Here is a 23,336-nt window from a genome sequence, read left to right as displayed (position 1 = left end):
TCGACTACGCATCGACTCGAACGACAAACTCACCCTCGGCCACCCGCGCTCGCAGCACCTCGTCCCCCGTGACCTCGCCCGGGTCGCGGACCACGTGTCCGTCGGTCTTCTGCAGCACGGCGTACCCCCGCTCGAGGGTGGCGGCGGGGGAGAGGGCCACCACGCGCGCGTGCGTGTGCGTCAGCTCGGAGTCGGCGCGGTCGAGGTGATGGCCGAGGGTGCGCCGGCCGCGATCGAGCAGGGACGCGACCTGGTCGGCCCGTTCGTCGATCATCCGGTGCGGATCCTGTATCACCGGCCGCCCGAGCGCCTGGGCCAGCCCGCGCTCCTCCCGGTCGACGAACGCCTGCACACACCGCCGCGCCCGGTCCCGCAGCATCCGCACGCGTTCGTACTCCTCGCCGACGTCCGGTACGACCTTCTTGGCGGCGTCGGTCGGGGTGGAGGCGCGCAGATCGGCGACATAGTCGAGGAGCGGCGTGTCGGGTTCGTGCCCGATGGCGGAGACGACGGGCGTACGGCATTCCGCGACGGTCCTGATGAGCTGCTCGTCGGAGAACGGCAGCAGGTCCTCCACGCTGCCTCCCCCGCGCGCGACGACGATCACGTCCACCTCGTCGATCTCGTCGAGCTCCTTCACGGCCTGCACGACCTGCGGCACGGCGTGCACGCCCTGCACCGCCACGTTGCGCACCTCGAAGCGGACGGCGGGCCAGCGGTGCCGGGCGTTCTCCAGCACGTCCCGCTCCGCTGCGGAAGCCCGCCCGCAGACCAGCCCGACGAGCTGGGGCAGGAAGGGCAGCGGCTTCTTCCGCTCGGGCGCGAACAGCCCCTCGGCGGTGAGGGCCTTCTTCAACTGCTCGAGCCGCGCGAGCAGTTCGCCGACGCCGACGGGCCTTATCTCGGCGGCCCGCAACGACAGTTGCCCCCGTGGGGCGTACCACTCCGGCTTCGCGAGGACGACGACCCGCGCGCCCTCGCTGACGACATCGGCGACCGCGTCGAACACCTGCCGAAAACAGGTGACGCCGACGGAGACGTCGTACGACGGATCCCGCAGGGTCAGGAACACGACCCCCGCCCCCGGCCGCCGCGACAACTGAGTGATCTGCCCCTCCACCCACACGGCTCCGAGCCGGTCGATCCACCCCCCGATGAGCCGGGAGACCTCGCCGACGGGCAGGGGTGTTTCGGGGGACGTGTTGACAGCCATGCCGCGAGGGTAACGGCCACGTACGACAACGCCGCCCAGCCCGGCGGCGCCCGGTTGGCGGGACTCGACCCCCTCCTGCCCCACGCCTCCCCGCTCACCGCCAGTCCCCCGTCCATCCGAGACACCGGCGCTCTGTGACCCGCTGAACGCGCCCGTACGATGGGGTGCATGACTGCTTCGCCTGGCCGCCGTGTCCTGCTCGCCGCCCCCCGTGGCTACTGCGCGGGTGTGGACCGCGCCGTGATCGCCGTCGAGAAGGCCCTGGAGCAGTACGGCGCTCCGGTCTACGTCCGGCACGAGATCGTCCACAACAAATACGTCGTCCAGACGCTGGAGAAGAAGGGCGCCATCTTCGTCGAACGCACGGAGGAGGTGCCGCCGGGCAACATCGTGATGTTCTCGGCGCACGGCGTCGCACCGACCGTCCACGATGAGGCCAAGCAGGGCCGGCTCGCGACCATCGACGCCACCTGCCCGCTGGTCACCAAGGTCCACAAGGAAGCCGTCCGCTTCGCGGACGAGGACTACGACATCCTCCTGATCGGGCACGAAGGCCACGAGGAGGTCATCGGCACCTCCGGCGAGGCCCCCGACCACATCCAGCTCGTCGACGGCCCCGAGGACGTCGCCAAGGTCGAGGTCCGTGACGAGTCGAAGGTCGTCTGGCTCTCCCAGACCACCCTCTCCGTCGACGAGACGATGGAGACCGTCGACGCGCTGAAGGAGAAGTTCCCGCAGCTCATCTCCCCGCCCAGCGACGACATCTGCTACGCCACGCAGAACCGTCAGCTGGCGGTGAAGCAGATGGGCGCCGAGGCCGAGCTGGTGATCGTGGTCGGCTCCCGCAACTCCTCGAACTCCAAGCGCCTGGTCGAGGTCGCCAAGCTCGCGGGCTCGCGCGAGGCCTACCTCGTGGACTTCGCGGACGAGATCGAGGAGGCGTGGCTTCAGGGCGTGTCCACGGTCGGCGTCACCTCCGGTGCCTCCGTGCCGGAGATCCTGGTCGAGCAGGTCCTGGAGTGGCTGTCGCAGCGCGGGTTCGAGGACGTCGAGCTGGTCAAGGCGGCCGAGGAGTCCATCATCTTCTCGCTGCCGAAGGAGCTGCGCCGCGATCTGCGCGACGAGGCGGCGGCGCTCATGGAGCAGCGCGGCGGATCCGGTGCGGAAAGTGTGTGAGAGCCCCTCGGTCGGGGTGCGGACACCCCTCGGCGGAGTGACTGTCAGTCGTCCGTCGTAACGTAGGGCCATGCAGATCTTCGGCGTGGACATCGGTGGATCCGGGATCAAGGGCGCCCCTGTGGACCTGGACAGGGGCGACCTGGCGGACGAGCGTTTCAAGGTGCTGACCCCGCACCCGGCGACCCCGGACGCGGTGGGTGACGGCGTCCAGCAGGTCGTCGACCACTTCGGCTGGAGCGGGCCGGTCGGGCTCACCTTCCCGGGCGTGGTCACCGGTGGCGCCACGATCCGTACGGCGGCCAACGTCGACAAGAGCTGGATCGACCTGGACGCGGGCGCGTTGTTCAGCGACCGCCTGGGCGGCCTGCCGGTGACGGTGGTCAACGACGCGGACGCGGCGGGCGTCGCGGAGATGAACTTCGGGGCCGGCCGGGGCCGCAAGGGCACGGTCGTCCTTCTCACGTTCGGCACGGGCATCGGCAGCGCCCTCTTCGTCGACGGCGTCCTCGTCCCCAACACCGAGCTGGGCCACCTCGAACTGCACGGCCACGACGCGGAGAAGCGGGCCTCCAGCAAGGCCAAGGAGGACGAGGAACTGACCTGGGAGCACTGGGCGCACCGCGTCCAGAGATACCTCGCCCACGTCGAGATGCTCTTCTCGCCGGAACTGTTCGTCATCGGCGGCGGCGTCAGCCGGAAGTCGCAGAAGTTCCTGCACTACATCGAGGACATCAAGGCGGAGATCGTACCGGCGCAGCTGCAGAACAACGCGGGGATCGTGGGGGCGGCGATGCACGCGGTGAAGGGCGGCTAGAGCCCTTGGCCGGACCCCTTCAAGGGCCGGGTCGGACGGGCGGGCGGTTCCTGGTGGACCGGCGGTTCAGCAGGCGGATCTTCCGCACCGTCGCGATCAGTCCGGCGATGAGGGTGCCGCCGTACAGCCACCCGGCCTGGGTGGCGAGGGCGGTGAAGAGGCCCATCAGGCGACCGCTGATTCCCTGTCCGCTCTCGGCCACGGGGAGGAGCCCCACGGCGAACGCGATCGGTACGACGATGGGCGCGGTCAGCAGATCGCCGCGCCGGATCCAGACGGCGGTCAGGACGCACGCGGGCAGGAACAGCACGCCGTACGCCGTGAGCGACGCCCCGAACAGCAGCTGGTCGAGGCAGCCGAGTGCGAACATCAGCGCCCCGCAGAACAGCCCGCCGCCGAGCCCGGTCAGCCGGGGGTTGGGCAGCCGCCGTACGGCCTGGACGATCGGCGGCCCGCTCGGCCCTGCCGCCGCCGGACGCCGCGGCGGCACCCCGGCCCGCGCCGACGGCGAACCGGTTCTGCCGGCCTTGGCGCCGCCCCGCGCCGCCTGCGGAGGCAGGGGCGGCGGCGGCACGTCGCGTCGCGGTCCGTGCTGCGGGGGTCGTGTCCTGTGTTGCTCCACTGGACCAACTTAGGTCGGTTTATGTGTCGAATCGCCCCTCAGACACGCCGTCGACCGGACCTTGGCCAAGCGTTCGACACGTCGCCGGGGCGGGGCCGGGCACGCCGTAGACTGGTGGATCGGTCCCCTGGACCCTGTCGTCACATTCCCGCCTGCTCCGCGGCGCCATGCACGCACTCCCGGGGGGGGGGGGGGGGGGGGGGGGGGGGGGGGGGGGGGGGGGGGGGGGGGGGGGGGGGGGGGGGGGGGGCGGGGGGGGGGCGGGGGGCGGCGCGCCCCCCCCCCCGCGCCGCCCGCCCCGCCCCCCCCCCCCCCCCCCCCCCCCCCCCCCCCCCCGGGCGCCCCCCCCCGCCCCCCCCCCCCCCCCCCCCACGCCGAGAGCACGCACCTACAGCCACATCAGCCGCTACCGCGGCGGGCGCGGCGCCCGCCCTCCCGGCGGACGACGGGAATGTGACGGCAGGGCCCAGGGCCCGCCGCCAGGGGCCCGCCCCCGGTCCTCTCACGCCAGCCCTCTCACTCCGGGAAGTCGCACCGTGTCGCTCACGATCGGAATCGTCGGACTGCCGAATGTCGGCAAGTCGACCCTGTTCAACGCCCTGACCAAGAACGACGTGCTGGCGGCCAACTACCCGTTCGCCACGATCGAGCCGAACGTCGGTGTGGTCGGCGTCCCCGACGCCCGCCTGACGAAGCTGGCGGAGATCTTCGGCTCCCAGCGGATCCTCCCGGCGACAGTCGACTTCGTCGACATCGCGGGCATCGTGAAGGGCGCCTCCGAGGGCGAGGGCCTGGGCAACAAGTTCCTCGCGAACATCCGTGAGTCCGACGCGATCTGCCAGGTCATCCGCGCCTTCAAGGACGAGAACGTCGTCCACGTGGACGGCAAGGTCTCGCCCAAGGACGACATCGAGACGATCAACACCGAGCTGATCCTCGCGGACCTCCAGACGATCGAGAAGGTCCTGCCGCGCCTCCAGAAGGAGTCGCGCATCAAGAAGGACGTCGCTGCGAAGGTCGCGGCGGTCGAGGCGGCGAAGGAGATCCTGGAGAAGGGCGACACCCTCTTCTCGCAGGGCATCGTCCAGGACTCCGGCAACGAGGAGCTGCTGCACGACCTGCACCTCCTCACCACCAAGCCCTTCCTCTACGTCTTCAACGTCGACGAGGACGAGCTGGTCGACGACGACTTCAAGGCCGAGCAGCGCGCGCTGGTCGCCCCCGCCGAGGCGATCTTCCTCAACGCCAAGCTGGAGGCGGACCTCGCCGAGCTCGACGAGGAGGACGCGATGGAGCTCCTCCAGTCCGTCGGCGTCGAGGAGCCGGGCCTCGCCACCCTTGCCCACGTCGGCTTCACCACCCTCGGCCTCCAGACCTATCTGACGGCCGGCCCCAAGGAATCCCGCGCCTGGACCATCAAGAAGGGCGCCACCGCCCCCGAGGCCGCCGGCGTCATCCACACCGACTTCCAGAAGGGCTTCATCAAGGCGGAGGTCATCTCCTTCGACGACCTGGTGGAGACCGGCTCGGTCGCCGAGGCCCGCGCGAAGGGCAAGGCCCGCATGGAGGGCAAGGACTATGTGATGCGGGACGGGGACGTGGTGGAGTTCCGGTTCAACGTGTAGCGGGTGACTCACCACCACGTCGATGATCTGGCAGACCTGCAGGTCAGAAGGGGTCTGATCTTTCGAGGTCGGGCCCCTGGTCAGTTCCCGTGCAGGGATGGTGCTGGGATGCCAGTGAGGCTGGCCGCGGCGCTGCCCGCCGACCGGGCGAGCGTGCTGGTCATCGACGAGGTGCCGTACCTGATGGATGCCGACGGCGCCTTTGAGGGGATGCTGCAACGGGCCTGGGACCGGGTGCTGGAGACCAAGCCAGTGCTGCTCGTCCTCATCGGCTCGGATCTGTCGATGATGGAGGCTCTGAACAGCTACGGACGGCCCTTCCATCAGCGCGGCCGGGAGATGGTGCTGGGACCACTGAACCCCGCCGAGGTGGGGCAGATGCTCGGGTTGGGACCGGCGGAAGCGTTCGACGCCGCGCTGGTCAGCGGCGGGCTGCCGCTGGTCTGCGCGCAGTGGCCACCGGGTGCAGGGCTGTGAGACTTCCTCGGCGAGGCGCTGAGCGACCGGGTCTCGGCCCTGCTGGTGTCGGCCGAGCGCTCGCTGGCTGCCGAATTCCCCCCGCAGGCCCAGGCGCGTACGGTGCTGGCGGCCATCGGCAGTGGCGAGCGGACCTTCACCAATATCGCCCGTGCGGCCGGCGGGATCGGGGCCACGTCCCTGCAGCGAGCGCTGGAGCTGCTCACGAACAAGCGGATCGTCACCGCGGAGCTGCCCGTATCGCTGCGTCCGTCGAAGGATCGCCGCTACCGGGTGACAGATCCCTACCTGCGGTTTTGGCTGCACCTGCTCGGCCCGGCCATGGAGGAAATCGAGCGAGGGCGGGGCGATCTGACGTTGGCGCGGATCCGGGAGAGCTGGACCAGCTGGCGCGGCCGGGCGATCGAGCCGCTCATCCGAGAGGCGCTCCGCCCGGATACTGCCCGACGATCGACTTCCCGCAGCGCACGCAGTCGGCGGCTACTGGACCCGCACCAACGACGTTGAGATCGACATCGTCGGGGCGGACCGCGCTCCCATTGCCGCGGAGCTGCTCTTTGTCGGCTCCATCAAGTGGCTGGAGCAGTCGCCCTTCGACCGGCACGACCGGGCCGCTCTCCATCGGCACCGGGCCGCCCTCACCGAACCTGTTCCAGTCGTGGCGGTCTCGCGCAGTGGAGTCGACTGTCCGGGGCTCGACGCTGCCTACGGCCCCGGCGATTTGCTGGCCGCTTGGCCACTGTGAGTGGCGGATGGCAGGCGAGGAACGGGAGTTGGTGAGCGCGATCAGGTCGTAGACGTTGGGGAGAAGAGGCCGGGCTCGCCAGAGCCCGGCCCCTTCTCGGTGCCGACATCGAGCGCACCTCGCCATTCCCCGGATGACCTCCCGAGGACACCTGGGCTGCAAGTGGCGGGCCCTGCCTGCGGATTTCCCTCGTTCGCGGACCCCGGACCCCGGTCCCGCGGAAGGGAGACGGAGACCGGGAACGGGAACGGTGTCAGAAGACGAGCACTGGCTTGACGGCCGCCCCCGACCGGGTGTCGTCGACCGCACGGTTGATCTCCGCGAAGGGGTAGAAGCTGATGAGTTCCTCCACGGGGAGCTGCCCGGTGGCACGCATCTCCAGCAGCCTCGGCAGGAAGTCGTGGGGCACGGCGTCACCCTCGATGCTGCCGCGCAGCGACTTGCCGCCCGAGATCATGTCCTGCACGTCGACGGTCACGTCCGGGGCTCCGATGCCGACCACCACCAGTGTTCCCCCGCCGCCGAGCGCCTTGACGCCGCCCGAGATGACGGCGGGTTTCGCCGTCGTGTCGAGGGCGTGGGTCGCGCCGCCCTGGGTGAGCTCCCGCACCGCTTCCACGGGGTCGCCGTCCGCGGGGTCGATCACGGCGGTGGCGCCCAGCTTCAGCGCGAGCTCCCGCCGGGCGGGCACCGGGTCGACGGCGACGACGGCCGTGGCTCCGGTGGTCACGGCGGCCATCAGTGCTGCCAGTCCGACACCGCCGGCCCCGTAGACCACGAACCGGCTGCCGTCGCCCGGTCTCAGTACGTTGAGCACGGCTCCGGCGCCGGTCTGGATGCCGCAGCCCAGCGGGGCCGCGGTACGCAGGTCGACGTCGTCCGGCACGACGACGGTGTTCTGCGGTGTGGTGATCACATGGCTGGCGAAGCTGGACTGGCCGAAGAAGGAGCCGAGGACCGGCGTACCGTCCTTGGTCAGCACGGTCGATCCGTCGGGCCGGGTGCCGCCGGTGTTGAGCACCCGGAAGCTGTCGCAGTAGCCGGGCCGCCCCGCGGAGCACGGCAGGCAGGTGCCGCAGGAGTTGAAGCTGAGCAGTACCTGGTCGCCGGGCCGCACACCGGTGACGTCCCGGCCGACCTCCTCCACCACGCCGGCGCCCTCGTGTCCGAGGACGTACGCCAGCCCGTCCGGCAGCATCCCTTTGATGGTGAGGTCGGTGTGGCAGACGCCGGTCGCCACCAGGCGGACCAGGATCTCCCCGTCCCGGGGGCCGTCGAGGTTCAGCTCTTCGATCGCGAAAGGCTCCTGCGGTCCGTGCGACACCGCGGCTGTGATCTTCATGGGGGCTCCTGCTGTACGGAAGGGGAAGGCGGCCGCGCGGCTCGGGCCGCGGTGTCCGGGACGGAGGTCGCCCGCGGACGGCCACGGGAAAGAGGTGGCCAGGGCGGCCAGGGGAAGGAAGTGGCCGGTGCCTGTCGGGGCACTAGGCGACGGAGGGGACGAAGACGGACCGCGTCTTCAGATACGCGGCAAGGCCCTCGGGGCCGAACTCCTTGCCGATGCCGCTGGCCTTCCAGCCGCCGAACGGCGAACCGGGGTCGAGCGTCCACATGTTGACGCCGATGCTGCCGGTCTCGATACGGCTCGCCACGGAGAGCGCGTGTGCGGAGTCCGTACTCCACACGCTGCCGGCGAGGCCGTAGTCCGAGTCGTTGGCGATGGCGATGGCCTCGTCCTCGGTGTCGTACGGGATCACGCAGATCACGGGTCCGAAGATCTCCTCCCGGGCCACGGTCATGGTGTTGGCGACATCGGCGAAGACGGTGGGCTCGACGAACCAGCCCCGGTCCAGGCCGCTCGGGCGGCCGCCACCGGCCACCACCCGCGCCCCCTCGGTCCGGCCGACGGCGATGTACGACTCCACGCGCTGCCGCTGCCGGTCGCTGACGAGCGGGCCCATCGTGGTGTCCGCGTCCAGGGGATTGCCGAGCTTGAACGACTGCGCGAGCTGGGCGAGGCCGTCGACGACCTCGTCGTAGCGCTCCCGCGGCGCCAGCACCCGAGAGTTGAGGAAGCACGACTGGCCGTTGTTGGCGAAGGACAGGAAGGCGAGACCCGGCAGCACCTGGGAGAGATCCGCGTCCGGCAGCACCACGGCGGCCGACTTCCCGCCGAGTTCCAGCGTGACGGGCTTGAGGGCCTCGCCGCAGAGGGCGCCGATGGCACGCCCCGCCGCCGTCGAGCCGGTGAAGGCGACCTTGTCGACGTCCGGGTGGCGGACCAGGGCCTCGCCGGTGTCCCGTCCGCCGGTCACCAGGTTGACGACACCGGCGGGCAGGCCGGCCGCGTGCACCGCCTCCATCAGATACCTGGTGTCCAGCGAGGTCTCCGGCGCCGGCTTGAGCACCACGGTGCAGCCGGCCGCCAGCGCCGGGGCCAGCTTCATGGCGGTGAGGCCCAGCGGGTAGTTCCACGGCACGATGAGCGCCACCACACCCACCGGTTCCCGCTGGATGCGCACATCGCCCGGGAACGACAGCGCCGGGCGCTTCTCGTCGTCGAAGCCGGCACGGGCCAGGGACGCGTAGTAGCGCAGCGTGCCCGCCACCGAATCGACCTCGGACATCCGGGACAGCATCAGAGGCATGCCGTTCTGCCGGGAGACCGTCTCGCTGATCTCCTTGCCGCGCCGCTCCACCTCCTCGGCCAGCCGCTCCATCAGCGCGGCGCGCTCGGCCGGGTCGGTGGCCGCCCAGCCGGACCGGGCCCGCCGGGCGGCGTCGACGGCGCGCTCGACGTCCTTGGCGGAGGAGTCGGGGATGTGCCCCAGCAACTGCTCGGTGGCGGCTTCGACGACGGGGATGGTGGCGGACGCCAGCGGATGCGTGAACTCGCCGTCGATGTAGAGGAGAAAGTCGGAGCTTCCGCCTGCTGTGATGCCTTCGTTGTCGGACATGCGTGCTCCTGGCGTGGGTGGGAGGGAGACGGGGGGAGGGGAGAGGGCGGACGAGAGGCGGAGAAGAGGGGGGGAGGGGGGAGGGCCTACGCGGACACGGCGTCCGGTGCCAAACGGAAGACAGGTATCGCTTCCCCGCCTTCGGGGCGTTCGAAGTCCACGGCCACCCGGAGGCCGGTGCGTACCTCCTGCGGGGCGCCGGTGATGACCTGCGAGTGCAGCCAGGGGCCTTCGTCGAGTTCGACGACGACCACGGCGGTGACCGGAGCGGGCCCGCCGTCGCGCGGCGGGCGACCATGGACCAGCGTCCAGGAGGCGATCGTCCCGGTGCCCTTGGCGGCAACCCTGTCGAGTGCCGCCGAGCCGCAGGCCGGACAGGTTTCGCAGCGCGGCGCGCTGTGGTGGCCGCAGTCGGCGCAGCGGCGGATCAGCAGCTCGCCCCTGGCCGTACCGTCGAAGAACTCCGCCGTGGCGGGGTCCCGTTGCATGATGCCGACCGTCATCGCGGTCTCCCTTCAGCTGTGCGGGTGGGGGCTGAGGACGAGCGTCGAGTGGTGGTCGAGGACGCCGCCGTTGCCGCTGACGAGGACGAGGTCGTTCTTGGCCACCTGGCGATCGCCGCCCTGTCCGCGGGCCTGGATGACGGCCTCGGAGAGCGGGGTCATGCCCCACATGTAGTACGAGGACAGCTCGCCGCCCCCGGTGTTGAGCGGGAACGAGCCCTCAGGGCCCAGCACCCCGCTGGAGACGAAGGCGCCGCCCTCGCCCTTGGCGCAGAAGCCGTAGTCCTCGAGGGTGATGAGGACGGTGTACGTGTAGCAGTCGTAGATCTCCGCGATGTCGATGTCGGCCGGGCCGACCCCGGCCATCTTCATCGCCGCGGGCCCGGCTGTGGCCGCCCCGCTGACCAGCCCGAAGTCGGTGCCGCGGCCCATCTCGTAGCCCGGATGCGCCTGCCCCCAGCCGAGCACGTGCACGGCCGGCTGCCGCAGGTCGGCGGCCCGGTCGGCCGAGGTGACGATGACGGCGGCCCCTCCGTTGCTGACCAGGCAGCAGTCCAGCAGGCGGAACGGATCGGAGATCATGCGGGAGTTCTGGTGGTCCTCGACGGTGATCGGCTCACGCATCTGGGCCAGCGGGTTCTTCGCCGCCCAGGCGCGCTGGGCCACCGCGATATGGGCGAACTGTTCGCTGGTCGTACCGTAGGTGTCCATGTGCCGCCGGGCGGCCAGCGCGTACATCGGGTTGGCGCCGGAGAGGCCGCTCGCGAAGTCCAGCATTTGCCAGCCGGTGAACTTCAGACCGGAGCTGTACACGGCCCCGGCCGAGCCCTTCTCCCGCAGCGGCGCGTCCGCGAAGACGCAGGCCACAGTGTCGACCATGCCGGACTGGACGGCCATGGACGCGTACTGCACCATCGCGCCCGCCGTCGACCCGTACGCCTGGACCTCCGACAGCATGCGCAGGTCCCGCAGTCCGAGTTCGCGCTGGAGCGTCAGCCCCACTCCTCCGCCGACTCCGTTGCTGAACAGCAGGCCATCGATGTCGGACAGCCGCAGTCCGGCGTCCTGGGCCGCGCGCCGCACGGCGTCGGCGGCGAACTCGGCGGGGGAGCGGCCGTACACCTTGCCCATCTCGGTGAGACCGAGTCCGGCGATCACCGGTCGGCGCGATCCGGCTCCTGACGTGTCGTTCACGTGGGGTCTCCTTCACTGGTTGTCGGGGCCGTGGTCCTGGTCGCGGCTGGGGCCCGGGGCGGCGGTGTCCCGGTCGCGGTCATCGCGGAGCGCCGCCCTTCACCCGCCGTGGGTATGCCGCGCCGGGCGCCGCGCATCAGCGGGCCCGCCAGACCGGGGCGCGCTTCTCGGCGAAGGCGCGCGGGCCCTCCTTGGCGTCCTCCGACGCCATCAGCACCTTGATCTCGGCCTCGTTGAGCCGCCACGCGGCCTCCTCGGAGGCGACCTTTCCGTCGACGATCCCGAGCGCGATGCGCTTGCTGGCCTGCACCGACAGCGGCGCGTTGACGGTGATCCGCTCGGCGAGGGCCAGCGCCTCGTCGAGCACCTTGTCCTGCGGGACGACACGGTTGACCAGCCCGAGCCCCTGCGCGGTGGCGGCGTCCACCGGGTCGCCGGTGAGCAGCAACTCCATGGCGATCTTCGTGGGGAGCTGCGCGGCGAGCCGGAAGGCGCCGCCGGCGCCGGCGATGATGCCGCGCTTGACCTCGGGGAGGCCGAAGTGCGCGGTGTCGGCGGTCACCACCAGATCGCTGGAGAGTGCGATCTCGGTGCCGCCGCCGAGCGCGAAGCCGTTCACGGCGGCGATGGTGGGCTTGCTGATGTGGTGGGAGACGTAACCCGCGAAGCCCCAGTGCTCCTTGCCCTCCGGGAAGAACGCCTCGCCGCGCGCCAGCGCCTTGAGGTCGGCTCCGGCGCAGAACGCCTTGTCCCCGGCGCCGGTCACCACCACGACCCGCACGTCCGGGTCCTGGTCGGCCTCCTCCAGCGCTTCGCCGACCCGGAGGGTGACCTCCAGGTTCACCGAGTTGCGGGCCTCGGGGCGGTTGAGCGTCACGATCATGATGTGGTCCTGGCGCTCCACCAGTACGGGGGGTGCGATGGTGTCGTTGTTCACGCGGACTCTCCCTCTTCCAGCACACCGGCGGCTGCCAGCGTGTCGATTTCGTGTTCGGTGAGGCCCAGCCACTCCCGGCACAGCTCCCTGGTGTGCTCGCCCTGGTGGGGAGCGGGGCGCAGCGGCGGGTCGGCGATCCGCCGGGACAGCGCGGGCCGCGCCTCGGTGGGCAGGTCCTCGTCGATGCCCGGCTGCCGCAGTACGCCGAAGAAGCCGCGGGCCGTCAGCTGCGGGTCGCTCGTCAGCTCGGGCACCCGCCGCATCGCGCCGGCCGGGACGCCGGCCTGCTGGAGCAGTTCCATGACCTTGCGCGGCTCGTGCCCGGCGGTCCACCGCGACAGCGCCTCGTCGATCTCCTGGCGGTGTGCGAGGCGGCCCTCGGCGGTGCTCAGCCGGGGGTCCCCGGACAGGTCGGCCCGGCCGATCACGGCGGTGAGGCGCTGCCAGTCGTCGTCGTCCCTGACCTCGACGGCGCACCATTCGTCGTCGCCCGCGCAGGCGTACAGGCCTTGAGGAGCGTCCGAGACACCCACGTTGCCCCGGGCGGTGAGAGACCCGGGATTCAGCCCTTCGCCGAGCAGGAGGTCCGACATGGCGGTGAGGATGACCTCCGCCTGCGAGACGCTGACGGTGCCACCGCGCCCGGTGCGGCGTACGGCGACGAGCTGGGCCAGCACGGCGGCGGCGCCGACCCGGCCGACGAGGTGGTCGGGGTAGATGGTGATGCCGTCGCTGAAGCCGTCCTCCATACCGGGGTAGCGCCACAGCTCGGTGAGTCCGGTGGAAGCCCGTACCAGCGGTCCGTATCCCATGCGGTCGCTCCACGGGCCCCAGGAGCCGAAGGCGCTGGTGTCGGCCATGACGATCCGCGGGTTGAGCTTCGACAGCTCCTGGTGGCCGAGGCCGAGGGAGTCCATCGTGCCGGGCTTGAAGTTGGACAGGACGATGTCGGCTCCGGCGGCGAGCCGCTTGAACAGCTCGACGCCTTCCGGTGAGCGCAGGTTGATGCCGAGGCCGCGCTTGTTGCGATGGCCCCAGGCGAAGGAGGCGGTGATGGCCTCCCCGGTGATCGACTGGCGGCCGCCGTCGGGAAACGCCCGGTTCTCCACCTTGATGACGTCGGCGCCGTGATCGGCGAGGAGCCGTCCCAGCTCGGCCCCGGCCACGATGACGCCCAGGTCGAGGACCCGCAGCCCGTTGAGCGGGTGCCGTCGGGCGGCGGACTCCTGCTCGGTGGCGCGCTCCTGCTGGGGGGTGGCCTTCTGCTCGGGGGCGGGCGGCGTGGTGGCGTACGCCGTACGGGCCGGCTCCGCGAAGACCTCCGCGTTGTGCTCGCCGAGCAGCGGGGCCCGGTGCCGGAAACCCGCCCGAGTGCCGTCGAGTTCGAGGAAGCCGGTCGGTACGCGGGCATCGAGGCCGGGCGCCACTTCGACGTCGGTCAGCGCGCCCCGCTCCAGGTAGTGCCCTGCCTCCAGCGCCTCGCCGGGAGTGAGGACGGAGGCGATCGGTACGCCCAGCCGCTGCCCCTCCCGTACGAGCTCATCCCGTGGTCTGTCCTGGAACAGCTCCCCGATGAGCCGGTGGATCCGGCCGGCGGCCTGGAACCGCGTACCCAGCGACTCGTACTTCGGATCCGCGAACTCCTCCGGCTCGCCGAGCCAGGCCCGCATGCCGCGCCACTGCCGAGGGCTGAGGACGCAGATCCGGACGTGGCCGTCGGCGCACGGGAAGATCGGATACATGTGCCGCGCGTCGGGGCGGCCCCTGGGGAGTTCGCTGGCCCGGCGGCCGCCGGTGGCCGAGCCACCGATGCCGTAGCCGGGGTCGAGGACCTGAGCCACGGCCTCGTGGAGCGAGAAGTCGATATGGTCGCCGTGCCCGGTGTCCAGCCGGTTGAGGTACGCGAGTACGGCGTACCAGGCCGCCTGGAGGGCCGCGGACTCCGTGGCCAGGGAGCCGGGGGGCAGCAGCGGTGGCTGTCCGGGGAGGCCGGAGCGCGACAGGACGCCGCCGAGCGCCCAGTGGACGCGCTCGGTCGCGCAGTAGTCGCGGTACGGGCCGGTGTGGCCGAAGTCGGTGATGGAGACGGTCACCAGCCGGGGGTTGCGAGCGGCCACCGCCGCGAAGTCCAGCCCCGGTCCGCGCGTGGCGCCGGGGGCGCCCGACTCGATCCAGATGTCGGCGCTGTCCAGCAGCGTCAGCAGTCGCGCACGGTCGGTGTCCACGCGCGGATCGAGCGTGACGCCGCGTTTGTTGGCGTTGTGCGTCGCGAAGTACAGGCTGATGTCGCCCATCAGCGGGGGCAGGCGCCGGGCGGCGGCGCCCTCGGGTGGCTCGACGAGGATCACGTCGGCTCCGAGGTCGGCAAGGAACCGGCCGGCGGTCTCCCCACGGCTGTCGGTCATGTCGACCACTCGAACCCCGGACAGAGGTCCTGGTCCGGTCTCACGGTGAGCTGCCATAGGTCACCACGTTCCTTCCGTGCGCTTCGGCCCCGTCCGGGGTCGCCGAGGCGTCCGGGCATGCCGGATGACCTGGGGAGACCCGTCAGGGGGTGGGAAAGAGCGGTAGGTGCGCGGGGACGCGGACCCGGTCGTCCGCCGGTCCGGCGGCTCGGGTCATCCCGCGTTACCGTGCTGTTAACGGCGCCGGCGTCATCGTGGCACTCCACCGGGCCCCTGCCCATGGCCGATTTCCGCAGGTGTACGTGCTCGTAACCGCAATGTGCTTCCGGTCGTGCCCGACCGTAGCCGTGGGCGGGATCCCGGTGATCTACTGGGCAATGTGGACATCCAGCAGCTCCGCTGTTTCGTGGCAGTAGCCGACGAGCTGCACTTCGGACGCGCCGCGGAGCGTCTGCACGTCACCCCGTCACCGTTGAGCCGGCGCATCAGGGAACTGGAACACGAGCTCGGATCGGATCTGTTCATCCGTGAATACCACCGCGTCCGGCTGACGGTTTTCGGCCTCGACTTCCTCGAGCCGGCCCGCGAGGTCCTGAAGCGGTTCGACGCCCTGAAACACCTCTCCCAGGACCCCGAGGCCTACCGGCGCCGCCGCTGCAGGCTCGGGGTGGCGCCGCTGGCGGCTCCGCTGGTCGTCGACGCGGTCCTGGACGCCTTCCACAGGGCGGCACCGGATGTCGAGCTGCCGCTCACGCCCGCTCCCTCCGCGGAACTGCTGGCCGAACTCGCCGGCGACGGCCTCGACCTCGCGGTCGTCCACCTTCCGATCGGCGTACCGGATCTGAACAGCCTGACCGTCGGCCGCGGCCCGTACGCGGTGGCCATGCGAGCCGATGACGAGTTCGCCGGGCGCGATTCACTGACCCTCTCGGAGTTGCGGCACCGGGAATTCCTGATGGCATCGCCGAAGGTGCATCCCTTCTTCATGGGTGGAATCCGAGCGGCCATGCTCGCCGCCGGCATCACCCGGATCATCGACCTCCCGCACACCGATGTCATACAGGTGGCCACGCAGGTGTCACGGACCGGAGCCCTCAACCTCACGCCGGGCGGCCCCAACCATCCGGCGGCCAGGGTCTTCGGCTCCCCGGACTACCGGCTGGTGCCGCTGGGCGCACCGCGGATCACGGTCTCCATAGGGGTGGCCTGGCGCCCGGGCAGCGAAGCCCAGGTGCCCGGCCTGGATGACGTGCTCACCGCCCTGCGCGACGAGTACGGCGCGAACCCGATCTCCCTGTAGACACGCTCTTCATGATGGACAAGGCCGGTGGCACGAAGCCTCTCGGCTCCGGGGCATTCAGACAGTTCCCATACCCGACGTCACCATCACATCTGCCGCCCAGCGCCTGGGACCGTTGCCGTGTGGTCCTGCAGAACGCCATGCGGCTGATCTCTCGATCCTGACTTGTTCGAATCGTGCTGATTCTGTGCTGACCTGGATCTCTCAGTTCGGTGAACGCCTCCTCGGAGGTCGCGAACGGCACGTGGCGGCTGAGGGTCAGCGACAACGCGGCGCAGGACGTCGGGCGGATCGACGCCTGGGCGTTGCAGTTCTGACGGCCGATCAATTCAGTACCTCCGTCCTCGCGGAAGGGCCTCGGGTCCGTGACCCGGCCCGCCGCGAGGACGAGGCGCGAGGCGCGGCGCACGGCGAGGAAGCCGAAGGGGAAGCCCGCCCCCCCACTCCACCCGCGGCTCCAGCGTGCCCCGGATCGTCGTATGCGTGACCGGCATTCCGCCCTCACCTGCACCGCGCTTACCATGCGCCCTGTCGTACGTGAGTTCTGTACGGTCATCGTCACGGTCTTCGCCCCGGCCCCGCCGCCCGAGCCAGGAAGCACGGTACTCGTGTCCATACCTCCGCCCCCTGGGCCCTACCAGCCTCAGGAACCCCAAGGGCCGTACCCGCAGGGCCAGTACCCGCCGCCTCCGCCGTCCGCGCAGGGTCCGTACGGCACTCCTCCCTACGGTGCGTATCCCCCGCCGCCCTACCAGGGCTGGGGTCAGGGATACAGCCCGTACAACCAGCCGGCGCCCGTCAACGGGCTCGCCATCGCCGCCCTGGTCCTCGGCGTCCTGTGCTGTCTGCCGGCCGTGGGACTGGTCCTCGGGCTGATCGCGCTGCGGCAGATCAAGAAGAAGGGCGAACGCGGGAAGGCCATGGCCGTCATCGGGTCCGTGCTGTCGTCCCTCGGGCTCGCCCTGTGGGTGCTGGTGCTCGCCACGAACGGTGTGTCGGAGTTCTGGGACGGGTTCAAGGACGCGGCGAACAGCAGCTCGCCGGTCAAGGGCGAGTGCTTCGACTCGCCGAGCGGCCTGGAGGGAGCGACGTACGACCTCGACGAGGTGTCCTGCTCCGGCACGCACGACGGCGAGGTGTTCGCGGTCATCACGCTGCCGGACGGCGACTTCCCCGGTGACGCCTCGGTCACCGGCACCGCCGAGGACAGGTGCTACAAGCTCCGCTCCACCTACGCCATGGACGCCTGGGCCGTACCGGACGACGTGGACGTGTACTACGTGGTGCCGTCAGAGGAGAGTTGGGACCTCGGCGACCGCGAGATCACCTGCGCGTTCGGCGACACGGACAGCGACGCGGCCATGGACGGCGGCTCGCTGCGCAACGACGAGACGACGCTCGACGCGGACCAACTGGCCTACCTGAAGGCGGTCAACGTCCAGCAGGCGGCCGCGGAGTCGGTGCCCGAGGACATGCCGGAGGACGACCTGAAGGCCAACAAGGAGTGGGCCGCGCAGCTGGTGTCCGCGCTGGACGAGGAGGCCGGACTGCTGCGCGGCCACACCTGGCCCGCCGACGCGCGGAAGCCGGTCGAGGCCGTCGCCAAGGAGGCGGAAGCCCTCCAGGTGCCGTGGTCGAAGGCGGCCGTGGCCGCCGACGTGGACTCCTTCTACGTCCACTACGGAGAGGCCCTGGAGCTGGAGGACACCGACCTGTCGGTCACCGCACGCGAGGCTCTGGGGCTGGCCACCACCCCGCCCGCCGACGACGAGGGCGGTGCCGGCGGAGGCAGCGGGGGATCGGGCGACGACCTGGAGGTGTGACGGCGGCCATAGCGGAGAGAAAGTGCCTGCGTAAAGGCATACCCGGGCACATGTCATCACATCGAGTGATTCTCTGGCCTTTGCTTGCATGGCTCAACCTACGGTTGCCACGCTGTTGCTGTCTGTACAACCTGATGGGAGCGGCCAGTGACATTCGGTGAGCAGCCGGCGTACCTGCGCGTCGCGGGTGATCTCCGCAAGAAGATCGTCAACGGATCGCTGCCACCGCACACCCGCCTCCCGTCCCAGGCCAGAATCCGCGAGGAGTACGGCGTCTCGGACACGGTCGCGCTCGAGGCGCGCAAGGTGCTGATGGCCGAGGGGCTGGTCGAGGGCCGCTCCGGCTCGGGCACGTATGTGCGTGAGCGGCCGGTGCCCCGGCCCATCGCCCGCTCCGGCTACCGCCCGGTCGGCGGGGCCACGCCCTTCCGGCAGGAGCAGGCCGACGCGGAGGTGCGCGGCACCTGGGAGTCGAGCAGCGAACAGGCCGAGGCGAGCGGTGCCGTCGCCGAGCGGCTCGCCATCCGGCCCGGCGACCGCGTGATGTGCACGAAGTACGTCTTCCGGGAGGCCGGCGAGGCGATGATGCTCTCCACCTCCTGGGAGCCCCTCGCCGTCACCGGCCGTACGCCCGTGATGCTGCCCGAGGAGGGCCCGCTCGGCGGGATGGGCGTCGTCGAGCGGATGGCCGCCATCGACGTGGTGGTGGACAACGTCACCGAGGAGGTCGGCGCCCGCCCCGGCCTCGCCGAGGAACTCCTCGCGCTCGGTGGTGTCCCAGGCCATGTCGTCCTCGTCGTCCAGCGCACGTACTACGCCTCGGGCCGCCCGGTGGAGACGGCCGACGTGGTGATCCCGGCGGACCGGTACCGGGTCGCGTACCACCTGCCCGTGAAGTAGCGTGCCTCCCGGCCGACTTGCGTGTACCCCATGTGAAGTGGCGCACGCCCTCCCGGCAGTTGCCTGCGGCCAACGCCCAACGGGGCGCCTTTCGTGCAGCGTTCGAATTCGGCCGTTCTCGCAGGTCGGCGCAGATGCGCGGGGCATGTCGCTGACCGGTGCGTCAATGTGTAGCGGGGGCGCGTTTGATGTTGTGCGCCCCCTGGAGCGCCGGTCCGTCCTGGCTGGTTGCGTACCTCTTTGTGAAAAGCCGTGTTCGCTGCGTAAAGGTTGGGCGTAGGCTCGGGCATATGCGGATTGCGGTTTCCTTATCGGGTGGGGCTCGGCGCAGGCTGTGGGTGGGAAGCGGGCGGGCCGGGGCGGGAAGGAGCGGTGGGGCGCGATGAACGACGGCACGATCACTCTTCCCTGGCTCGTCATACGGCAGGACGACAACGGCAATCGCTACCGGGTCGGCAGGTACGCGACCCGCGCCGAGGCCCAGAAGATCGCGGACAGCCTCGACTCCCGCCGGCACAAACAGCTCTACTGGGTCGAGCGGATCGGGCAGAACGGATCCAGCTCGGCCGACTGAGCCCTGCGGCCCGTCGGCCCCGCGCTCCCGTAGGCTCCGGCGCATGACGGAACGGATCGTGGTGGTGGGGGCCGCCCTGTTCGACGGCGGCCGCCTCCTCGCCGCCCGCCGCAGCGCGCCCCCCGTACTCGCGGGGCGCTGGGAACTGCCCGGCGGCAAGGTCGAGACGGGCGAGACGCCCGAGGCGGCACTCGTGCGCGAGCTGCGCGAGGAACTCGGCGTCGAAACCGAGCCGGTCGAGCGGATCCCGGGCGAGTGGCCCCTGAACCCGCCGTACGTCCTCCAGGTGTGGACGGCCCGCCTCCTTCCCGGTTCCGGCGACCCCAAGCCCCTCCAGGACCACGACGAGCTCCGCTGGCTCACCCCCGCCGAGATCTGGGACGTGCCCTGGCTGGACCAGGACGTGCCGGCGGTCCGCGAGGCGGCGACGAGGCTCCAGGGCGGGGCGGGCTGATCGCCGTACGGCGGCCGGGGCCGGGGCGCTGATCGCCGCACGTACGCCTCGCGGCCGAGCGGGCGCCGCAGGCGGCGGTGCACCGGCTCGGACACTCGGGTGGCCGGGACACGGTGGCGCACCGGTCTCCCGCACGGAGCCCGTGACCGGCGTGCGCTGATCCCCTCTTCGCTGTTGGTGCCACAGTGCGCCGTCGGGGCGGTACTGGCCGCTCGATACCGGGTATGTGCCCATTAACCCCACGAAAGCGGACATGGGTGAGCTGGCCGGCTCGGGATGTGATCGGCGTGATCGACACCGAAGGTGACTGCGCCGAGTGGACCTTTCCCGCGGACCCGGGTGCCGTCCGCAGCGCCCGTGCCGTCGTCCGGGGGCAGTTGCGCGACTGGGGTCTCGACAGCCTCGCCGACCTCGCGGCCCTGCTGGTCAGCGAGCTGGTGACCAACTCCCTGCGGCACGCCAGGGGCCCCATCGGCGTACGGCTGGTGCGCCCCGCGGGCCTGGGCGGCGTACTGCTGGTCGAGGTCTCCGACCCGCTCCCGGACCCGCCCCGCGAGCGCGTCGCCCGGCCCGAGGACGAGAGCGGCCGGGGCCTGCAACTGGTGGCCCACTCCTCGCGCCGCTGGGGCACCCGTCCGGGCGAGGCGGGCAAGACGGTGTGGTTCGAACTCGCCGTGCCGGGCTGAGCCGACGGTGTACGACCGCCTCCGCTCTGTCGAGCAACTGGTTCAGGCCAGTGGCGGTTGTCGACACGCGGGGTTCGACGACGTGTCCGCTGGTTAGAAGACTGTAGGTGTTGGCGCGGTCCGGACCGAAAACCATCGGGACCGTGCTGTGATCGTGAACACCGTGTTGTGCGGCGCCGTAGTGCTGGATACTGCGGGCAGCCGCCCCCGGTGACCGGTGCCGGACGCGGTGAGCTGGAGGGGACGGTTCGCGTGAGCGAGATACCAGCGAAGGCCACGGAGTCGCAAGACCCGTCGGACGGCGCGAGGACGGAGGCCGTGGGTGGTGCCGCGGCGGGGATCCGTCCGGAAGACGTGCCGCCCGGTGACGCCATGTGGCAGAGCAGTCCGCCCGGCTCGATCTACGACTACATCAAGGTCGCCTCCTTCTCCATCGGCCCCGACGGGCTGGTCGACCAGTGGAGCCTGCGGGCCGAGCAGCTCTTCGGTATCGCGGCCGAGCGGGCCGTCGGCATGGACCCCATCGAGGCGTTCATCGACCCCGACCTGCAGGAGCGGGGCCAGCGGAAGATGGCCGAGATCCTCGACGGGCGGGAGTGGACCGGAGTGGTCCCCTTCCGGATGCCGGACACGGCGGACGGGGAGCGCGGTCGGCAGGGTCTCGCCGAGGTGTACGTCATGCCGACGCGGACCGAGGACGGTGAGAAGGCCGCCGTCTGCATCGTCGTCGACGTCCGCACCCTGCGCAGCATCGAGACCGACCTCGCCGCCTCGCAGGCGATTTTCGGTCAATCTCCGTTCGGCTTTCTGCTGATCGACCCCGATCTGCGGGTGCGCCGCGCCAACCTGCAGTTCGCCAACACCTTCGGCGGCACCCCCGACGACCACCGCGGCAAGGGCGTGTACGACTATCTGCAGCGCCCCGAGGCCGAGCGGGTGGCCGCGACCCTGCGCCGGGTGCTGGAAACCGGCAACTCCATCACGGACATGCACGTCACGGGCTTCGTGCCGGGCTCCGAGGAGCGCCGTCACTGGTCCATCAACCTCTACCGCGTGCACAGCGGCTCCGGCCGCCCCATCGGCATCGCGTGGCTCGGACTCGACATCACCGCCCGCCGCGCCGCCGCCCGTGAGGCCGCCTCCGCCCGGCGCAATCTCGCCCTACTGAATGAGGCCGGTGCCCGCATCGGCAACTCCCTCGACCTGGAGACCACCGCCCGCGAACTCCTCGACGTCGTCGTCCCCGGCTTCTGCGACCTGGCCACGGTCGACCTCTACCAGGGCCTGCTGGCCGGCGACGAGACCCCGCCCGGACTCGCCGACGGCAGCGCGCAGCTGCGCCGCGTCGCCTTCGCCAGCGCCGTCTCCGACGCGCCCTTCGCCGGCTCCGGCGATCCGGTCGCGGTCGGCGCGGTCCACCACTACCCCTTCAACTCGCCCTGCGCGGACGCCCTGCGCACCGCGCGCCCACGGATCGTCCCCGCCGAGGAGGGCGGTCTCGTCCAGTCCACGATCGCGGTGCCGATGGTCGCCCACGACACCGTCGTGGGCCTGGCGCAGTTCGCCCGGACCAAGGGCAGCGAGCCGTTCGGCGACCGGGACCGGGATCTGGCGGTGGAGCTGGCGGCCCGCGCGGCCGTCTGTATCGACAACGCCCGCCTGTACCGGCGGGAGCACGAGCGCGCGTTGATACTGCAGCGGTCCCTGCTGCCCCCCGGCGACCCGGTGGCCTCCGGCCTCGACATCGCCTGCCGCTACCTGCCCGGCAACTCCTCCTCGGACCGGCCCAGCGAGGTCGGCGGCGACTGGTTCGACGTGATCGAACTGCCCGGGCACCGGACGGCGTTGGTGGTCGGGGACGTGATGGGCCGGGGCCTGCGGGCGGCGGTCGCGATGGGCGAACTCAGGTCGGCCGTCCGCACACTGGCCCTGCTGGACCTCGAACCGGCCGAGGTGCTCTCCGCGTTGGACGAGATCGCACGCGGACTCGGCGCGCCGGGAGGCGTCCAGCAGGCGACCCGCGCCGCCCGTCGCCCCCGCGAGGCGGACCTCTCCGAGGTGTACCTGGCGACCTGCGTGTACGCGGTGTACGACTCGGTGACCCGCAGGTGCACGTTCGCGAACGCGGGTCACCTGCCTCCGGTCCTGGTCGAACCCGGCGAGTCGGCGCTGATGCTCGACGTACCGCCGGGCATGCCGCTCGGCGTAGGGGGCGAGCCCTTCGAGGAGGTCGAGGTCGAACTTCCCGAAGGTGCTCTGTTGGCGCTCTACACGGATGGACTGGTCGAATCGCGCGACCACCCGCTGGACGAGGGCCTCCAGGCGTTCGTCGGAGCCCTCACGGACCCCTCGGCTCCCCTGGAGGACGTCTGCGACCACGTCCTCAACACCCTCGACACCCACCACGGCGAGGACGACATCGCCCTGCTCATGGCACGTGTCCAGGGCCTGCCCGTCGACTCGGTCGGCGACTGGACGCTGCCGCGCGAGCCGCGCAGCGTGGGCAAGGCCCGTGAGTACGCCCGCAACCAGCTGCTCAGCTGGGACATGGAACCCCTGGTCGACACGACGGAGCTGCTGGTCAGCGAGCTGGTGACGAACGCTCTGCGGTACGGCGAGGGCGAGATCAGGCTGAGACTGCTCCTCGACCGCACGCTGGTCTGCGAGGTCTGGGACTCCGGCCTGGTCCAACCCCGTCGCCGCCGCGCCCGCGACACGGACGAGGGCGGTCGCGGACTGCAGTTGGTCGGTCTCCTCAGCGCGGCCTGGGGCTCCCGCCGGACACCGCGCGGCAAGACGGTGTGGTTCGAACTGCCGCTGCCGGACGGGGAGAACGGGCTGGCGGACCCGGCGGAGGCGTTGCTGAGTCTCTTCTGAGAGGACCACTCGGGAAGAGGACCACTGGAGAAGAGGGCCACGGGGCAAGAG

18 protein-coding genes and 2 pseudogenes are annotated in these 23,336 nt (G+C 71.2%); 12 read left to right on the top strand and 8 right to left on the bottom strand.

Annotated elements, in window-relative coordinates:
• Window positions 1–4: 4 nt before the first annotated feature.
• On the bottom strand, window positions 5–1,213 hold the full coding sequence (gene xseA / locus ACFYO2_RS10525; RefSeq protein WP_388346927.1) for an exodeoxyribonuclease VII large subunit: 1,209 nt from the start codon (window positions 1,211–1,213) through the stop codon (window positions 5–7).
• A 159-nt stretch (window positions 1,214–1,372) separates the two neighbouring features.
• On the opposite strand from xseA, the gene ACFYO2_RS10520 reads away from it, so the two are divergent.
• The gene (locus ACFYO2_RS10520; RefSeq protein WP_388346925.1) at window positions 1,373–2,389 is read left to right on the top strand and encodes a 4-hydroxy-3-methylbut-2-enyl diphosphate reductase; all 1,017 of its coding nucleotides are present in this window, start codon (window positions 1,373–1,375) and stop codon (window positions 2,387–2,389) included.
• 70 nt (window positions 2,390–2,459) lie between these two features.
• On the top strand, window positions 2,460–3,206 hold the full coding sequence (gene ppgK / locus ACFYO2_RS10515; protein ID WP_388346923.1) for a polyphosphate--glucose phosphotransferase: 747 nt from the start codon (window positions 2,460–2,462) through the stop codon (window positions 3,204–3,206).
• Window positions 3,207–3,225: 19 nt separating this feature from the next.
• Here the strand turns inward: ppgK and ACFYO2_RS10510 are convergent, their stop codons facing one another.
• Window positions 3,226–3,828, bottom strand: coding sequence for a DUF6542 domain-containing protein (locus ACFYO2_RS10510; protein WP_388346921.1), 603 nt, complete (start codon window positions 3,826–3,828; stop codon window positions 3,226–3,228).
• 536 nt (window positions 3,829–4,364) lie between these two features.
• Between ACFYO2_RS10510 and ychF the strand changes: the two genes are divergently transcribed.
• Both ychF and ACFYO2_RS10500 read left to right on the top strand, forming a co-directional pair.
• On the top strand, window positions 4,365–5,453 hold the full coding sequence (gene ychF / locus ACFYO2_RS10505) for a redox-regulated ATPase YchF (RefSeq protein WP_388346920.1): 1,089 nt from the start codon (window positions 4,365–4,367) through the stop codon (window positions 5,451–5,453).
• A 120-nt stretch (window positions 5,454–5,573) separates the two neighbouring features.
• Window positions 5,574–6,675, top strand: a pseudogene (locus ACFYO2_RS10500) (ATP-binding protein); the annotation flags it as partial.
• A gap of 253 nt (window positions 6,676–6,928) precedes the next feature.
• Here ACFYO2_RS10500 and ACFYO2_RS10495 read toward each other — a convergent pair.
• The 6 genes from ACFYO2_RS10495 to ACFYO2_RS10470 all read right to left on the bottom strand — a co-directional run bounded on the left by ACFYO2_RS10495 (window position 6,929) and on the right by ACFYO2_RS10470 (window position 14,728).
• Window positions 6,929–8,017, bottom strand: coding sequence for an NAD(P)-dependent alcohol dehydrogenase (locus tag ACFYO2_RS10495; RefSeq protein WP_388346918.1), 1,089 nt, complete (start codon window positions 8,015–8,017; stop codon window positions 6,929–6,931).
• Window positions 8,018–8,159: 142 nt separating this feature from the next.
• The gene (locus tag ACFYO2_RS10490; protein WP_388346916.1) at window positions 8,160–9,632 is read right to left on the bottom strand and encodes an aldehyde dehydrogenase; all 1,473 of its coding nucleotides are present in this window, start codon (window positions 9,630–9,632) and stop codon (window positions 8,160–8,162) included.
• An 86-nt stretch (window positions 9,633–9,718) separates the two neighbouring features.
• Window positions 9,719–10,135: a Zn-ribbon domain-containing OB-fold protein gene (locus ACFYO2_RS10485; protein ID WP_388346914.1), complete on the bottom strand. Its 417-nt coding sequence runs from the start codon at window positions 10,133–10,135 to the stop codon at window positions 9,719–9,721.
• A gap of 12 nt (window positions 10,136–10,147) precedes the next feature.
• Entirely contained in the window at window positions 10,148–11,329 is a 1,182-nt protein-coding gene (locus tag ACFYO2_RS10480) for a thiolase family protein (RefSeq protein WP_388346912.1), read from the bottom strand.
• A 136-nt stretch (window positions 11,330–11,465) separates the two neighbouring features.
• Complete coding sequence (locus tag ACFYO2_RS10475; RefSeq protein ID WP_388346910.1) at window positions 11,466–12,266, bottom strand: crotonase/enoyl-CoA hydratase family protein; 801 nt, start codon at window positions 12,264–12,266, stop codon at window positions 11,466–11,468.
• The gene (locus tag ACFYO2_RS10470) at window positions 12,263–14,728 is read right to left on the bottom strand and encodes a CaiB/BaiF CoA transferase family protein (protein ID WP_388346908.1); all 2,466 of its coding nucleotides are present in this window, start codon (window positions 14,726–14,728) and stop codon (window positions 12,263–12,265) included. The genes ACFYO2_RS10475 and ACFYO2_RS10470 overlap by 4 nt, the downstream gene beginning before the upstream one ends.
• A 274-nt stretch (window positions 14,729–15,002) precedes the next feature.
• On the opposite strand from ACFYO2_RS10470, the gene ACFYO2_RS10465 reads away from it, so the two are divergent.
• The 8 genes and pseudogenes from ACFYO2_RS10465 (at window position 15,003) to ACFYO2_RS10430 (ending at window position 23,285) form a co-directional block, all read left to right on the top strand.
• Complete coding sequence (locus ACFYO2_RS10465) at window positions 15,003–15,971, top strand: LysR family transcriptional regulator (RefSeq protein ID WP_388346906.1); 969 nt, start codon at window positions 15,003–15,005, stop codon at window positions 15,969–15,971.
• A 209-nt stretch (window positions 15,972–16,180) separates the two neighbouring features.
• Window positions 16,181–16,288 (top strand): annotated as a pseudogene (locus ACFYO2_RS10460) (proprotein convertase P-domain-containing protein); the annotation flags it as partial.
• Between the two features lie 204 nt (window positions 16,289–16,492).
• Window positions 16,493–17,794: a DUF4190 domain-containing protein gene (locus tag ACFYO2_RS10455; RefSeq protein WP_388346904.1), complete on the top strand. Its 1,302-nt coding sequence runs from the start codon at window positions 16,493–16,495 to the stop codon at window positions 17,792–17,794.
• 147 nt (window positions 17,795–17,941) lie between these two features.
• A complete protein-coding gene (locus ACFYO2_RS10450) occupies window positions 17,942–18,694 on the top strand; it encodes a GntR family transcriptional regulator (RefSeq protein WP_388346902.1) in 753 nt (250 codons plus the stop codon).
• A gap of 382 nt (window positions 18,695–19,076) precedes the next feature.
• A complete protein-coding gene (locus ACFYO2_RS10445) occupies window positions 19,077–19,268 on the top strand; it encodes an SPOR domain-containing protein (RefSeq protein ID WP_388346900.1) in 192 nt (63 codons plus the stop codon).
• 43 nt (window positions 19,269–19,311) lie between these two features.
• Window positions 19,312–19,722, top strand: coding sequence for a (deoxy)nucleoside triphosphate pyrophosphohydrolase (locus tag ACFYO2_RS10440; protein ID WP_388346898.1), 411 nt, complete (start codon window positions 19,312–19,314; stop codon window positions 19,720–19,722).
• Window positions 19,723–19,946: 224 nt separating this feature from the next.
• On the top strand, window positions 19,947–20,408 hold the full coding sequence (locus ACFYO2_RS10435) for an ATP-binding protein (protein ID WP_388346896.1): 462 nt from the start codon (window positions 19,947–19,949) through the stop codon (window positions 20,406–20,408).
• Window positions 20,409–20,660: 252 nt separating this feature from the next.
• Window positions 20,661–23,285, top strand: coding sequence for a SpoIIE family protein phosphatase (locus ACFYO2_RS10430; RefSeq protein ID WP_388346895.1), 2,625 nt, complete (start codon window positions 20,661–20,663; stop codon window positions 23,283–23,285).
• The last annotated feature ends 51 nt before the right edge of the window (window positions 23,286–23,336 follow it).

Origin of the sequence: Streptomyces sp. NPDC006602, from assembly GCF_042870385.1 — a bacterium.
Lineage (GTDB): Bacteria > Actinomycetota > Actinomycetes > Streptomycetales > Streptomycetaceae > Streptomyces.
The sequence above is the reverse complement of the archived record's forward strand: the minus strand, read 5'-3'. Positions and strand labels throughout refer to the sequence as shown.

What these genes read in the sequence shown, in the direction of transcription:
- ACFYO2_RS10520 (WP_388346925.1), top strand. Translation starts at nt 1,373, where the DNA reads ATGGGGTGCATGACTGCTTCGCCTGGCCGCCGTGTCCTGCTCGCCGCC.
- xseA (WP_388346927.1), bottom strand. Translation starts at nt 1,213, where the DNA reads ATGGCTGTCAACACGTCCCCCGAAACACCCCTGCCCGTCGGCGAGGTC.
- ACFYO2_RS10435 (WP_388346896.1), top strand. Translation starts at nt 19,947, where the DNA reads ATGTGCCCATTAACCCCACGAAAGCGGACATGGGTGAGCTGGCCGGCT.
- ACFYO2_RS10485 (WP_388346914.1), bottom strand. Translation starts at nt 10,135, where the DNA reads ATGACGGTCGGCATCATGCAACGGGACCCCGCCACGGCGGAGTTCTTC.
- ACFYO2_RS10445 (WP_388346900.1), top strand. Translation starts at nt 19,077, where the DNA reads ATGAACGACGGCACGATCACTCTTCCCTGGCTCGTCATACGGCAGGAC.
- ACFYO2_RS10495 (WP_388346918.1), bottom strand. Translation starts at nt 8,017, where the DNA reads ATGAAGATCACAGCCGCGGTGTCGCACGGACCGCAGGAGCCTTTCGCG.
- ACFYO2_RS10470 (WP_388346908.1), bottom strand. Translation starts at nt 14,728, where the DNA reads ATGGCAGCTCACCGTGAGACCGGACCAGGACCTCTGTCCGGGGTTCGA.
- ACFYO2_RS10455 (WP_388346904.1), top strand. Translation starts at nt 16,493, where the DNA reads ATGCGCCCTGTCGTACGTGAGTTCTGTACGGTCATCGTCACGGTCTTC.
- ACFYO2_RS10440 (WP_388346898.1), top strand. Translation starts at nt 19,312, where the DNA reads ATGACGGAACGGATCGTGGTGGTGGGGGCCGCCCTGTTCGACGGCGGC.
- ACFYO2_RS10490 (WP_388346916.1), bottom strand. Translation starts at nt 9,632, where the DNA reads ATGTCCGACAACGAAGGCATCACAGCAGGCGGAAGCTCCGACTTTCTC.
- ppgK (WP_388346923.1), top strand. Translation starts at nt 2,460, where the DNA reads ATGCAGATCTTCGGCGTGGACATCGGTGGATCCGGGATCAAGGGCGCC.